The sequence below is a fragment of the Duganella sp. CF402 genome (assembly GCF_900109645.1).
GTDB lineage: Bacteria > Pseudomonadota > Gammaproteobacteria > Burkholderiales > Burkholderiaceae_D > Rugamonas.
On record NZ_FOBG01000001.1, the window covers coordinates 2046936 to 2060291 of the forward strand.

General features: G+C 62.1%; 10 protein-coding genes. 3 read left to right on the plus strand and 7 right to left on the minus strand.

Translation table 11 applies throughout. The features are described 5' to 3' along the window. Positions 1-120: 120 nt before the first annotated feature. The 3 genes from BMZ70_RS09105 to BMZ70_RS29190 all read left to right on the plus strand — a co-directional run bounded on the left by BMZ70_RS09105 (position 121) and on the right by BMZ70_RS29190 (position 5793). On the plus strand, positions 121-2928 hold the full coding sequence (locus BMZ70_RS09105; RefSeq protein WP_165403495.1) for a TonB-dependent receptor domain-containing protein: 2808 nt from the start codon (positions 121-123) through the stop codon (positions 2926-2928). Positions 2929-3073: 145 nt separating this feature from the next. Beyond that, entirely contained in the window at positions 3074-4123 is a 1050-nt protein-coding gene (locus tag BMZ70_RS09110; protein WP_165403494.1) for an ABC transporter substrate-binding protein, read from the plus strand. A 101-nt stretch (positions 4124-4224) separates the two neighbouring features. After that, positions 4225-5793, plus strand: a complete 1569-nt coding sequence (locus BMZ70_RS29190; protein ID WP_092272688.1) for a methyl-accepting chemotaxis protein — start codon at positions 4225-4227, stop codon at positions 5791-5793. On the opposite strand, the gene BMZ70_RS09120 is transcribed toward BMZ70_RS29190, so the two are convergent. From BMZ70_RS09120 to BMZ70_RS09145, 7 genes are all read right to left on the minus strand, one after another. Further along, positions 5790-6743, minus strand: a complete 954-nt coding sequence (locus BMZ70_RS09120; protein ID WP_092272690.1) for an AEC family transporter — start codon at positions 6741-6743, stop codon at positions 5790-5792. The two genes, BMZ70_RS29190 and BMZ70_RS09120, sit on opposite strands and share 4 nt — an antisense overlap. A gap of 66 nt (positions 6744-6809) precedes the next feature. After that, positions 6810-7175, minus strand: a complete 366-nt coding sequence (locus BMZ70_RS09125; RefSeq protein ID WP_092272693.1) for a cupin domain-containing protein — start codon at positions 7173-7175, stop codon at positions 6810-6812. Positions 7176-7212: 37 nt separating this feature from the next. Beyond that, positions 7213-7437 carry a hypothetical protein gene (locus BMZ70_RS09130; protein WP_092272695.1) on the minus strand — a complete coding sequence of 75 codons (225 nt, stop codon included), beginning with the start codon at positions 7435-7437 and terminating at the stop codon, positions 7213-7215. Beyond that, entirely contained in the window at positions 7424-7735 is a 312-nt protein-coding gene (locus BMZ70_RS27980; RefSeq protein WP_130300832.1) for a hypothetical protein, read from the minus strand. Before BMZ70_RS27980 ends, BMZ70_RS09130 begins: the two co-directional genes overlap by 14 nt. A 165-nt stretch (positions 7736-7900) precedes the next feature. Next, positions 7901-8344 (minus strand): FKBP-type peptidyl-prolyl cis-trans isomerase, encoded by a 444-nt coding sequence (locus BMZ70_RS09135; RefSeq protein WP_207231513.1) that lies wholly within the window; start codon positions 8342-8344, stop codon positions 7901-7903. 69 nt (positions 8345-8413) lie between these two features. Continuing rightward, a complete protein-coding gene (locus BMZ70_RS09140; protein ID WP_092272701.1) occupies positions 8414-10999 on the minus strand; it encodes a bifunctional aconitate hydratase 2/2-methylisocitrate dehydratase in 2586 nt (861 codons plus the stop codon). A 129-nt stretch (positions 11000-11128) separates the two neighbouring features. Further along, positions 11129-13321, minus strand: coding sequence for an OsmC domain/YcaO domain-containing protein (locus BMZ70_RS09145; protein WP_092272704.1), 2193 nt, complete (start codon positions 13319-13321; stop codon positions 11129-11131). Positions 13322-13356 lie beyond the last annotated feature (35 nt).

The following is a 13356-nucleotide window of genomic DNA, read 5'->3' on the forward strand; positions in this document are numbered from 1 at the left end:
TGAAAGGTGCAAGTGATTCTCCTTTTCGTCCAAAGCCACGCGGTTGATCTTTCTATACGCTCCTAGTCAATGCGGCATCCGCCGCAGACAGAGAGTGAAAAAAATCACCACGTAGGAGACATGATGAAGACACCACAGCACATTTTGATGTGCGGCGCAGGCATGCTTGCGCTCTGCGCCCCCGCCGTCGCGCAAACCGAAGACGCTGCGCCGGCGGATGCCCAACTGACCTCGGTCACCGTCACCGGTTCGCGCGTTATTAAAAACGGCGACAGCAATCCATCCCCCACCACGGTCATGAACGCCGACGATCTGCTGACCGGGAAACCAGGAGCAACGCTGGCCGATGCACTGAATTCGCTGCCAGTGTTCGCCGGTTCGCGCGGCTCGGCCAGCAACCCCACCACCGCCGGCAGCGCCGCCGGCGGCAGCGGTTCCGCTAACCAGCTTAACCTGCGCAACATCGGCGCCCTGCGCACGCTGGTGCTGATGGACGGTAAACGCATTCCGCCTACCCTGTACAACGGCGCGGTCGACGTCGACCTGATCCCGCAGCTGTTTGTCGAACGAGTAGATGTGGTCACCGGCGGCGTCTCCGCCGTCTACGGTTCGGACGCCATGACCGGCGTGGTGAACTATGTGCTCGATCACAAATTCAACGGCGTCAAGGCCGACGCCAGCTATGGCGCATCGCAACTCGGCGACGCCAAAAAATCCAACGCCGCCCTGGCCTGGGGCGCAAACCTCGGGCGCGGCCTGCACGTCGAAGCCGGCATCGAATACCGCAAGGAAGACGGCATTGACCGCCGCTCGGACCGCGACTGGCTCAATCAGGTCGGCGTCACCGGCACCGGCACCGCCGCCAATCCCTACGTGCTGCAATCGAACCTGCGCCAGAAGGGCTTTCCTTTCGGTGGCCTGATTACCAGCGGTGCGCTGGCCGGAAAAACCTTCAAGAGCAATGGCGTATTGAGCCCGTTCGTGGCCGGCACCGCGACCGGCACTGCAGCGATTGAAGTAGGCGGCGATGGTGGTTACTGGGACTCCGGCCTGCTGTCGCAGCTGGAAGCCAAGCAGCTGTTCGGCCGCGTCGATTACGACCTTTCGGGCGACACCCACGTCTACGCCCAAGTCGCCGGCAACCTGAAGACCAATACCAACTTCGCCGAGACCAACCAGTTGAACGGCGTACTCCTGCGCCGCACCAACGCCTTCCTGCCGACCGAATACCAGGCGCTGATCCCGAGCACGCAGGCCACTTTCGGCTTCAGCAAATTCATGGGCGACATTCCGCGCCTGACCGCTGAATCGGACTCGAAGCAATGGGTCTTCAACACCGGCATCGAGGGCAAGACCAAAGAGCTGAAGTGGAATGTCGACTATACCTACGGCCGCGCCAAGCTGAATACCGCGATGTCCAATGTGCTGAATCGCCAGAAGCTGTCGGCCGCGCTGGACGCCGTCAGCAGCGGCGGCAAGACCGTCTGCAACGTCACCGTCACCAATCCGGGCGTGGCCGATGACTGCGTGCCCCTCGACGTATTCGGCCCGAACGCGGCTTCGGCGCAAGCCATCGACTACGTGACCGATACCGTGTTCTTCGACTCCACCACCGTAATGAACGATATCTCGGCCAATGTCGCCGGCAGTCCGTTCAGCACCTGGGCCGGTCCGGTCAACGCCGCCGTGTCGGCCGAGTGGCGCGACATGTCGTTCAACTCGCACAGCAACTCGCGCCCTTCGGACCTGGTCAACTGCACCGGCCTGACGCTGAACTGCGCCAGCACCGCCACCCGTACCGAATACGTGTTCGGCGAAAGCCCGCAAGGCGTGAGCCAGCGCGTATGGGAAGTGGCCGGCGAGATGGATGTGCCGCTGTCGAAAACCGTGAGCACCAACGCCGCCGCACGCTACACCTCCTACAACACCAGCGGCAACTACACCACGTGGAAGGTCGGTATGGACTGGGCGGTGCTGGACACGCTGCGCTTCCGCGCCACCCGCTCGCGCGACATCCGCGCCCCGACGCTGTACGACTTGTTCGCACCGGTGTCGCAAGTGCAGGTGCGCCCGACCGACCTGTTGACCGGCGCCAGCCCCACCGTGCCGCAGATCGACGAGTCGAATCCGAACCTGAAGGCGGAAATCGGCAACACCATGACGCTGGGCCTGATCTGGAAGCCGCTGCCGAAAATGAGCTTCGCGGTGGACGCCTACCGCATCAAGATCTCGGACGCCATCACCACCGTATCCGGCTCCACCGCCGCGTTCCAGCAGGCCTGCTACCAGAGCGGCGGCACCTCGCCATACTGCGCGCTGCAAAAGCGGCCCAATGGCTACAAGGACACCTCGGCCGCCAACGCCGTCACCTCGTGGGTCAATCGCAGCGTGAATATCGCGGAAGTGGAAACCTTCGGCGTCGATTTGGAAGGCAACTACGCGACCAAGCTGTTTGACCGCCCTGCTTCGCTGCGCGTGCTGACCGCATGGCAGCCACACGTCTACTACCGTCAGCCCGGCCTGGCGACGGTGGACCAGGGCGGCGCAGCGTTCGGCGCAGGCGGAATGGCCTCCACGCCGGCAGTGCGCGTGTCCGGCTTCTTCCGCTTCCGCCCGATGAACGACTTCACGGTCGACATTTCGGAACGCTGGCGTAGCGCCATGAAGCTGAGCAAGGATCCGGCCGAGGTGTGGGTCAACAACCATATGCGTTCGTTTGCCACCACCGGCATCAACCTCGCGTACAAGGTTGACCTGGGATTCGGCGATGCGCAGGTCTACTTCAACGTCGAGAACCTGTTTGACGCCGAACCGCCGATCGGAGCATTCTCCGGCAACGGCACCCGCGCCGGCCTGCGTGACGGCTTCGCGCAAGCCGACGATCCGCGCGGCCGCTACTTCACGCTGGGCGTGCGTTCACTGTTCTAAACAACAAATATTGTTTAGTGAACGGCAGCGGTCACGCTGCCGTTTCTTATGATGCTTGCAATCTTGTATTGACATGCACGGAGGCCGCCAACACACTACAAGCATGCTTACGTCATTTTTTCGCGCCGGATTAGCGACAACCCTGTTGTATGCGGCCCTCGCATTGCCGGGTGTCTGCATCGCCGAAGACCTGACGATCGACTATGTCATATCCAACAGCCCCCAGCGCAGTGCATGGATAAGCATCATCAACCAGTTTGCCGCCGCCAACCCGGACCTCAAGGTAACGCACTGCGGCTACCCGCAGGAGCAGTACAAGCGGGAGTTCTTAACGCGGCTGCAAAGCGGCAGCGCCGACCTGGCCTTCTGGTATGCGGGTGAGCGCCTGCGCGACGCCGCCAAAAATAAACTACTCTCCCCGCTCGATGCCGAGATGTTGGCGCTGTTGAAAAAGCAGAAATTCGTCACCACCGCGATCGAAAGCACGCGCATCGATGGCGACCTGTATGGCTTTCCGCTGTATTACTACGCATGGGGCTTCATCTATCGCAAATCGCTGTTCGAGCGTGTCGGCGTGCGCCCGCCGGCCACATGGAGCGAATTCCTGCAAGTGTGCGAACAGTTGAAGGCGGCCGGCGTCACGCCGCTGGGGCTGGGCGCAAAGAGCGTGTGGCCGGCCGCCGGCTGGTTCGACTATCTCAACCTGCGCATCAATGGACTGGATTTCCACCACAAGCTGCTAAATGGCGACGTGCGCTTTACCGACGCGCGCTTCACCACGGCGATGGCCCAGGACTTCGGCTTCTTCGCCTTCCCTGCGCTGTCGCCCACTATGCCAGCCTACGAAGAAGCGCCGCTCGATGTTCTGGTCTTGCCCGCAAACGGCCCCAATCCCAAGGCGCGCAAGCGATTCCTGACCTTCCTCGCGGAGAGTGGCGCGCTGCGCCAGATGGCCGATGCCGATCAAACCCTGCCGGCCAAGGCGGGGACCACATCCGCGAATGTACTGCTGGCGGAAGTCACTGGCGCCACCGTGGCCAATGCCGCCGGACTGACTCACTTCTTCGACCGCGACGCCAGGGCGGAGCTGGTGGCGCCGGTGTATGAAGGCTTGCGCCAGTTCCTGAAAGCGCCGCATGACACCGAGCAGGCGGTCCGCTACATCGAGCAGGCGCGCCGCAAAGACCTGCCCTGACCTGGGCCGGGGTCCTGATGACGCCCGCCATACTTTAGTGGGGTCATTAATTCGACCAGCAAACGTAGAATTCCTGCGGCTCAAACCTCGTGGAAAAACGCATGCTGAAGAATACCTCCATCAAATCCAGGCTGATCTTCGTGATCGGCCTGCTCTCCTTGCTGATGACGGCGATAGGCGCGATTAGCCTGTTTCGCCTGGACGCGGCCAACGCTACGCTCAAGACGGTGTATGACGACCGGCTGATACCAGTCGGACAGCTGGACCGCGTGGTGCGCGGCCTGCAGAATGTGCAGCTGAATCTCCAGGGCGGCCTGCAGGAAGCCGATCCGGCCGAGGCGCGCCGCCAGCTGGCCGCAGCGGACAAAGCGTGGCAGGAATACATGGCCACCTATCTGACGCCCGAAGAAACCGTGCTGGCACAGCGCTTTGTAGTCGTGCGCGATGCCTTCCTGGGCCGCCATGTGCTGCCGCTGCTGGAAGGCCGCCAGAGCGAGGACACGCCGCACCTGCGGCGCGACTACGAGGCGGTGTCGGAAGCCGTCAATCGCCTGATCGCCTTGCAGCAGACGGTGGCGGCGGACGACTACGCCCAGTCGCAGCAAGCTTTTTCTCAATTCCGCATTGTGGCGCTGGTGCTGCTGGCAAGCGGGCTAGCGGCTGGTGCGTTGGTCGGGGTGTGGCTGATACGCAGCATCACCATGCCGCTCGATTATGCGATCGAGCTGGCGCAGGCGGTGGCCGATGGCGATTTAACCCGCGAGATCACCGTCGATACGCACAATGAAATGGGAAAGCTGCTGCTGGCGCTGCGCGAGATGAACCACAGCCTGCGCCAGATCGTCAGCCAGGTTCGCGGCGGCACTGACACCATCGCTGCCGCTTCAAGCCAGATCGCCGGCGGCAATCTCGATCTGTCGGCGCGCACGGAGCAGCAAGCCAGCTCGCTGGAAGAAACCGCGTCGGCGATGGAGCAGTTGACCGCGACCGTCCGCCATAACGCCAGCCACGCGCAGCATGCGACTGAGCTGGCGCAGTCGGCGTCCGAGGTGGCAGGCCGTGGCGGCGCCGTGGTGGCGGAGGTGGTCAGTACGATGAATGCGATCAATGAGGCTTCGCGCCGTATTGCCGATATCACGACGGTGATCGACGGACTGGCGTTCCAGACCAATATCCTGGCCTTGAACGCGGCGGTGGAGGCGGCGCGCGCTGGCGAGCAAGGACGTGGTTTTGCGGTGGTGGCGTCGGAGGTGCGCACGCTGGCGCAGCGTTCCGGCGATGCGGCGCGCGAGATCAAACTGCTGATCGAAGATTCGGTCGGCAAGGTGGATGCGGGCAGCCAGCTGGTGGCGCAGGCCGGCGACACCATGCAGGATGTGGTGCGCAGCGTGCAGAAAGTGGGCGGGATCATCAGCGAGATTAGCCTCGCCAGCCGTGAGCAGAGCGAGGGCATTGAGCAGGTCAACCTCGCCATCATGCAGATGGATACGGTGACGCAGCAAAATGCGGCGCTGGTGGAAGAAGCCGCAGCGGCTGCGGCGGCGCTGAGCGAGCAGGCGGCGGCGCTCAGTCAGGCGGTCGGCGTGTTCCGCACGCCAGCCATGCCACGCGCAGGCGGCACAGCCGCGTATCACGCTACGCCGCGCCAGCGGCTGAGGATTGTGGCTTAGCCGGGGTGCACGATCCACATCCACGCGCTGAGCGTGAAGAAGGACGTCACCATGCAGATCAGCAGCGCTGCGGCGCTGCGGTCTGCTTCGCCGTAGGCTTGCGCCAGGATCGGATAGATACTCAGCATCGGCATGGCTGCCATCAACAACGCGGCGGCGTGCAGCTGCGGCTCCATCGCCGCCACGCCGATCAGCGGCAGCAGCGACGCCACCAGCAGCACCGCCAGCGGATGGCCGATCAGCTTCGCCAGCACCAGCGGAATCACGCGCTGCCAGCCGCTGGTCAGCGACAAGCCAAACAGCGTACCGCCGATAGCGAACAAGGACACGCTGCCGCTGGCCTGCGCAAACAGGTTCACGGTGCGCACCACAGGCTGCGGCAGCTTCACCTCCGCGAGACTGATAATCAAGCCAGCCATCACCGCCAGCACCAGCGGATTGCGCATCAGGCGCTGCGCCGACTGCCGCACCACCTGATGCCACGCTCCCCCGCCGCCATCGCGCGCGCTTTCGGCCATCGCCAGCAATAGCGGCAGCATCACCAGATTCTCGACGATCACATTGAGGCCCAGCGCCACGCCGGCCACCGGCGCCACCATCAGCAGCAAAATCGGGAAGCCGATAAAACTGCTGTTGGAGCAGGACACGCCCATCGCCAGGAAGGTACTGCGGGTGCGGCTTAAACCGCCGAGACGCCGGGCCAGCAGGTAGGCCAGCACCAGCATCGTCAGCGAACCGAAAAGATAGGACAGCAGATACGCGGGATGCAGGATCTCGCCGATGCGGCGCTGCGCCAGCGCGTTGAAGATCAGCGCGGGCAGCGCCAGATTAAGTACGAACTTGCCGAACACCTGCATGTCCGTGCGAGCAAAGAGGCCCATGCGGGTGGCGAGATAGCCCGCAAGGACCACAAGGTAAATCGGGCCGGTAATGGCGAGAATGTCCAACATGTGGTGCCTGAAAACGCAAAAACCGACAGTGTGACAGATTTATCTGCCCGCCGGCATCTTCGTGATTTAAACGGCGCGGTCCACAATCACATAGTGCTTGCGGACCGGCTCGACCACTTCGAACACGCCCTTGAAGCCGGCGGGGATCACCATCGCGTCGCCGGGGCCGGCCTCGGCGGCGTAGCCATCTTCGTCGATCACGCGGCAGCGGCCTTCGAGCACGCAGAAATACTCATCCTTGTGCGGCCCGAACGCAATGCGCCAACTACCGCGCTCGCAAGCCCAGATGCCGGCGCTGACTTCGCCGCTGGCGTTGGTGAAATGGTTCCAGGTGGTGCGGCGCGGATTCCCCACCAGCCGCCGCTCCTCGCGCGGATGGTCATACTCAGGCGTCGGCGATTGCAGGCGGAATTCGGTAATGGCGGGTTTCATTGAGTGCGATGGACGGAGGCAGAAAGCCGGAATTGTACTACCCCGCTTTCAGGGCAGTGGACTGCGGCGCGGCGAGCACCTCGCGCAAAGCGGTCTGCCAATCTTCCCACATCGCCGGGTCAGCAGGACGGCCATCGGCAAACAGCTCCAGATTCATACCTCCTAGCAAATCACCGAGATCGTCGGACTGAGTCAGCTCGTAGTACTTTTCGAGAAACCTGAACATCGCCTTATAGGCTTGTTCTTCGCTAATCATTTCCATGATTCTTCCTCCACTGTTTTTTCACTGGCACCGACAAGCCCGTATGCGGGCTCAACGCTCGGGGAACGTTATTTATTCCGCCGCTAACAATCCGATCACCACGAACTTCCACCCATATCTGACGGCCTTGGGCATCAATGCGCGCGTACCATGACTTCCCATACCGGTCATAGGCAACCCACGCTTGAGGATCATTTGCCACATCTTCAAGCAGCCTGCGGTTATCCGGCGTATCCGGCATATGCCCGGGCTTACCGCTAAAAATATGCTTTGCGCGAGTGTCGTCAATGAGATTCATTATAGGCCTCCGTTCCGAAACTATCCTGCGGAACCCAATATGGAACCTTGCGACAAAACAAATGCTATGGCCGACTTTCCCACGCTGGCGCTCCGCGACGGCTCGCTGCAGCTGGCCGTGCTGGAGCAAAAGGTGGATCGCTGGATCGCCGAGTCACAGTAAGGCTTACTGAACGTCCAGCAGTTCGACGTCGAAGATCAGGGTGGCGTTGGGTGGGATCGGGCCGACGCCATTGTCGCCGTAGCCCATGTTGGCCGGGACGATCAGGGTGCGCTTGCCGCCCACTTTCATGCCTTTGACGCCTTCATCCCAGCCGGGAATCACCTGCCCCGCGCCGAGCGGGAAGCTGAACGGGCCACGGCCGACCGAGGTATCGAACTGCGCGCCGTGCTGCGATGGCGCGTCGGCCACGTACAGCCAGCCGGTGTAGTTGACCACGGCGGTCATGCCGGTGGCGGCCTCCTTGCCGGTGCCGACGGTGGTGTCGATTTTCTGGAATGGCACGGCGGCGGCAAGCGATGCCGATGCCGACTCCGGCGCCTTGGCGCGTTCGCAGCCGGTGATAGCCAGCGTGAGGCCCAGTGCGCAAGTGAACAACAGTCGTTTCAAAATAATCCTTCGCGTGAGATGAAAAAAAGGGCAGCCCTTTCGGACTGCCCTCATTCTAAGCCTTAAAGCTTAGACCTTGACGGTATCCGCTACTTCGCGGAACTCTTCGATCTGGTCGAAGTTCATGTAGCGGTAGATATCAGCAGCGTTCTTGTCGATCACGCCGATGTGCGACATGTACTCTTCCTTGGTCGGGATGCGGCCCAGCGCCGAGCACACCGCCGCCAGTTCGGCCGAACCCAGATACACATTGGTGTCGATACCCAGACGGTTCGGGAAGTTACGGGTCGAGGTCGACATCACGGTGGCACCCTTGCGGATCTGCGCCTGGTTACCCATGCACAGCGAGCAGCCCGGCATTTCCATGCGGGCGCCGGTGCGGCCCAGCGTGCCGTAGTGGCCTTCCGAGGTCAGCACTTGCGCGTCCATCTTGGTTGGCGGAGCGATCCACAGGCGAACCGGGATATCCGCCTTGCCTTCCAAAATTTTCGACGCGGCGCGGAAGTGACCGATGTTGGTCATGCACGAACCCACGAACACGTCGTCGATCTTGTCGCCGGCCACTTCGGCCAGGGTCTTCACATCGTCCGGATCGTTCGGGCAGGCCACGATAGGCTCGTGGATGTCGGCCAGGTCGATCTCGATCACGGCAGCGTATTCAGCATCAGCGTCCGGCGCCAGCAGCTGCGGGTTGGCCAGCCAGGCTTCCATTGCTGCGATACGGCGTTCCAGCGTGCGCTTGTCCTGGTAGTTATTGGCGATCATCCACTTCATCAGGGTGACGTTCGAGTTCATGTACTCGATGATCGGTGCTTTATCCAGGTGCACGGTGCAACCAGCGGCCGAACGTTCTGCCGATGCGTCCGACAGTTCGAATGCTTGCTCAACCTTCAGATCCGGCAGGCCTTCGATTTCCAGGATACGGCCGGAGAAGATGTTCTTCTTGCCTTTCTTGTCCACGGTCAGCAGGCCGGCGCGGATCGCGTACAGCGGAATCGCGTTGACCAGGTCGCGCAGGGTCACGCCAGGCTGCATCTTGCCTTTGAAGCGCACCAGCACCGATTCAGGCATATCCAGCGGCATCACGCCGGTGGCTGCGGCAAACGCCACCAGGCCGGAACCGGCCGGGAACGAGATACCGATCGGGAAGCGGGTGTGCGAGTCGCCACCGGTGCCGACGGTGTCCGGCATCAGCAGGCGGTTCAGCCACGAGTGGATCACGCCGTCGCCTGGACGCAGGGCGATACCGCCACGGTTCTCGATGAAGGCCGGCAGTTCGCGGTGGGTCTTGACGTCGACGATTTTCGGATACGCTGCGGTGTGGCAGAACGACTGCATCACCAGGTCAGCCGAGAAGCCCAGGCAAGCCAGGTCTTTCAGCTCGTCGCGGGTCATCGGGCCGGTGGTGTCTTGCGAACCGACGGTGGTCATCTTTGGTTCGCAGTAGGTGCCTGGGCGGATGCCCTGGCCTTCTGGCATGCCGCATGCGCGGCCAACCATTTTCTGCGCCAGCGAGTAGCCCTTGCCGGTGTCGGCCGGGTTCTGCGGCAGGCGGAACAGGGTCGATGCTGGCAGGCCCAGCGCTTCACGCGCCTTGGTGGTCAGGCCACGGCCGATGATCAGCGGAATACGGCCACCGGCGCGCACTTCGTCGAACAGCACGTCGGACTTGACGGTGAATTCGGCGATCACGGCGCCGTTTTTCAGGGCCTTGCCTTCGTATGGACGCAGTTCGATGACGTCGCCCATTTCCATCTGGGTCACATCCAGCTCGATCGGCAGTGCGCCGGCGTCTTCCATCGTGTTGTAGAAGATCGGAGCGATCTTGGTGCCCAGGCAGACACCGCCGAAACGCTTGTTCGGGATGAATGGAATGTCTTCGCCGGTGAACCACAGTACCGAGTTGGTTGCCGATTTACGCGAAGAGCCGGTGCCGACCACGTCGCCGACGTAGGCCACCAGGTTGCCCTTGGCTTTCAGCGCTTCGATCTGCTTCAGCGGGCCGATTTTGCCCGGTTCTTCAGGGTTGATGCCTGGGCGCGGGTTTTTCAGCATCGCCAGCGCGTGCAGCGGGATGTCCGGACGGGTGGTCGCATCTGGTGCTGGCGACAGGTCGTCGGTGTTGGTTTCGCCGGAGACCTTGAACACGGTCAGGGTCAGGCTTTGTGGTACTTCAGGACGCGAGGTGAACCACTCGGCGTCGGCCCACGATTGCAGCACGCCCTTGGCGCGGACGCTGCCCTTGTCGGCCAGTTCCTTGACGTCATGGAAGTAGTCGAACATCAGCAGGGTTTTCTTCAGGCCTTCGGCGGCCACTTCGCCCACGACGTCGTCGTCCAGCAGGTCGATCATCGGCTTGATGTTGAAACCGCCCAGCATGGTGCCCAGCAGCTTGGTTGCCAGTTCGCGCGAAATCAGCGGCGAGGTTTCCGAGCCTTTGGCAACGGCGGTCAGGAATGCTGCCTTGACCTTGGCCGCGTCATCCACACCGGCAGGAACGCGGTTGGTGATCAGGTCGACCAGGAATTGTTCTTCACCGGCTGGCGGGGCCTTCAGGAGTTCCACCAGGTCGGTGGTCTGGGCTGCGGACAGTGGCAGCGGAGGGATACCAAGGGTTGCACGTTCGGCAACATGGGCGCGGTAGGCAGCTAGCATGAAAGACTCTCAGTTAAGGTTGACTGCAGGACGGCAGGCCGAAGCCCGCCGAGACTGAACGCTATTGTACATCAACAAGTCTTATATAAGACATATAACAGGAGACAGCAGCCGCCTTTTTGCCACGATTTACGCCTTGGCGCGGGCGGCGTGCAGCTTTTTGTAGCTATCCAACAGGCGCTGGTGACGGTCCAGGCCTTCGAGTTTCATGCTGGTCGGCGTCAGGCCGTGGAAACGCACGCTGCCGTCAACCGAGCCCAGGACGGCGTCCATGCGGGCGTCGCCGAACATGCGGCGGAAATTGACCACGTAGTCGTCCAGTTCCAAGTCCTCGTCCAGCGTCACTTCCAGCACCACGTTCATGGCCTGGTAGAACAGGCCGCGATCGACGGTGTTGTCGTTGTACTGCAGGAAGGCGCCGACCTGCTCCTGCGCCTCTTCCAGCTGGCCGAGGGCGAGGTTGATCAGCAGCTTCAGCTCCAGCACGGTCAGCTGGCCCCACTCCGTATTTTCGTCGAACTCGATGCCGATCAGGGTGGCGATGTCGCCGTATTCGTCCAGTTCGTTGTTTTCCAGTCGGTCCAGCAGCGCTTCCAGCTGCTCGTCGTCCAGTTGGTGCAGGTTAAGCACATCCTTGCGGAATAACAGCGACTTGTTGGTGTTGTCCCAGATCAGGTCTTCCACCGGATAGACTTCCGAATAGCCAGGCACCAGGATGCGGCAGGCGGTCGCGCCCAGCTGGTCGTAGACCGCCGTATAGGCCTCCTTGCCCATCTCTTCAAGGATGCCGAACAGGGTCGCGGCTTCTTCGGCGTTGGAGTTTTCGCCGTGGCCCGAGAAGTCCCACTCGACGAATTCGTAGTCGGCCTTGGCGCTGAAGAAGCGCCACGACACCACGCCGCTGGAATCGATGAAGTGCTCGACGAAGTTGTACGGCTCGGTCACGGCTTCGCTGGCGAAGGTCGGGCGCGGCAGGTCGTTCAGGCCTTCGAAGCTGCGGCCTTGCATCAACTCGGTCAGGCTGCGCTCCAGCGCCACTTCCAGGCTGGGGTGCGCGCCGAACGAGGCGAACACGCCGCCGGTGCGCGGGTTCATCAGGGTCACGCACATCACCGGGTACTGGCCGCCCAGCGAGGCGTCCTTCACCAGCACCGGGAAGCCCTGCTCTTCCAGGCCCTTGATGCCGGCCACGATGCCCGGATACTTGGCCAGCACCTCTTGCGGCACGTCCGGCAGTGCGATCTCGCCTTCGAGGATTTCGCGCTTGACGGCGCGTTCGAAAATCTCGGACAGGCACTGCACTTGCGCTTCGACCAGCGTGTTACCGGCGCTCATGCCATTACTGGCGTACAGGTTTTCGATCAGGTTGGACGGGAAGTACACCGTCTCGCCATCCGACTGGCGGGTGAACGGCAGCGCGACGATGCCGCGCTCGACGTTGCCGGAGTTGGTGTCGATCAGGTGCTTGCCGCGCAGTTCGCCGTCGGCGTTGTAGATGGCCAGCGTGTAGTCATCCAGCAGGCCGGCCGGCAGCTTGCCTTTTGCGGCTGGCTTGAACCATTTCTCGTTCGGGTAGTGCACGAACTCGGCGTTGGCGATGTCCTCGCCCCAGTAGGCGCCGGCGTAGAAGTGGTTGTTGCTGATGCGTTCGATGTACTCGCCCAGCGCCGAGGCCAGCGCGCTTTCCTTGGTCGCACCCTTGCCGTTGGTGAAGCACATCGGCGAGTGCGCGTCGCGGATGTGCAGCGACCACACGTTCGGCACGATATTGCGCCACGAGGCGATTTCAATCTTGATGCCGATATCGGCCAGCAGGCCGGACATATTGGCGATGGTCTGCTCCAGCGGCAAGTCCTTGCCCTGGATGTAGGTGGTGGTCTCCTGGCCGGCCGGCGCCAGCGTCAGCAGCGCCTGCGCGTCGGCGTCGAGGTTTTCCACCTCTTCGATGATGAAGTCCGGGCCTTCCTGCACCACCTTCTTCACCGTGCAGCGGTCGATCGAGCGCAGGATGCCCTGGCGGTCTTTTTCGGAGATATCTTCCGGCAGCTCGACCTGGATCTTGAAAATCTGCTTGTAGCGGTTTTCCGGATCGACAAGGTTGTTCTGCGACAGACGGATATTTTCGGTCGGAATATTGCGCGTATTGCAATACAACTTCACGAAATAAGCCGCGCACAGGGCCGACGAGGCGAGGAAGTAGTCGAACGGGCCGGGCGCCGAGCCGTCGCCTTTATAGCGAATCGGCTGGTCGGCGATTACCGTGAAGTCGTCGAACTTCGCTTCCAGGCGTAGCTTATCGAGAAAGTTGACCTTAATTTCCATGAGGGGATCCAATAGTGCTCAAAACAATGTGGCCG

Bases quoted from the DNA above. Each gene is read 5' to 3' on its own strand.
- BMZ70_RS09105 (WP_165403495.1), top strand. From the start codon at position 121: ATGATGAAGACACCACAGCACATTTTGATGTGCGGCGCAGGCATGCTT.
- BMZ70_RS09130 (WP_092272695.1), bottom strand. From the start codon at position 7,437: ATGGAAATGATTAGCGAAGAACAAGCCTATAAGGCGATGTTCAGGTTT.
- BMZ70_RS09125 (WP_092272693.1), bottom strand. From the start codon at position 7,175: ATGAAACCCGCCATTACCGAATTCCGCCTGCAATCGCCGACGCCTGAG.
- BMZ70_RS29190 (WP_092272688.1), top strand. From the start codon at position 4,225: ATGCTGAAGAATACCTCCATCAAATCCAGGCTGATCTTCGTGATCGGC.
- BMZ70_RS09145 (WP_092272704.1), bottom strand. From the start codon at position 13,321: ATGGAAATTAAGGTCAACTTTCTCGATAAGCTACGCCTGGAAGCGAAG.
- BMZ70_RS09140 (WP_092272701.1), bottom strand. From the start codon at position 10,999: ATGCTAGCTGCCTACCGCGCCCATGTTGCCGAACGTGCAACCCTTGGT.
- BMZ70_RS27980 (WP_130300832.1), bottom strand. From the start codon at position 7,735: ATGAATCTCATTGACGACACTCGCGCAAAGCATATTTTTAGCGGTAAG.
- BMZ70_RS09120 (WP_092272690.1), bottom strand. From the start codon at position 6,743: ATGTTGGACATTCTCGCCATTACCGGCCCGATTTACCTTGTGGTCCTT.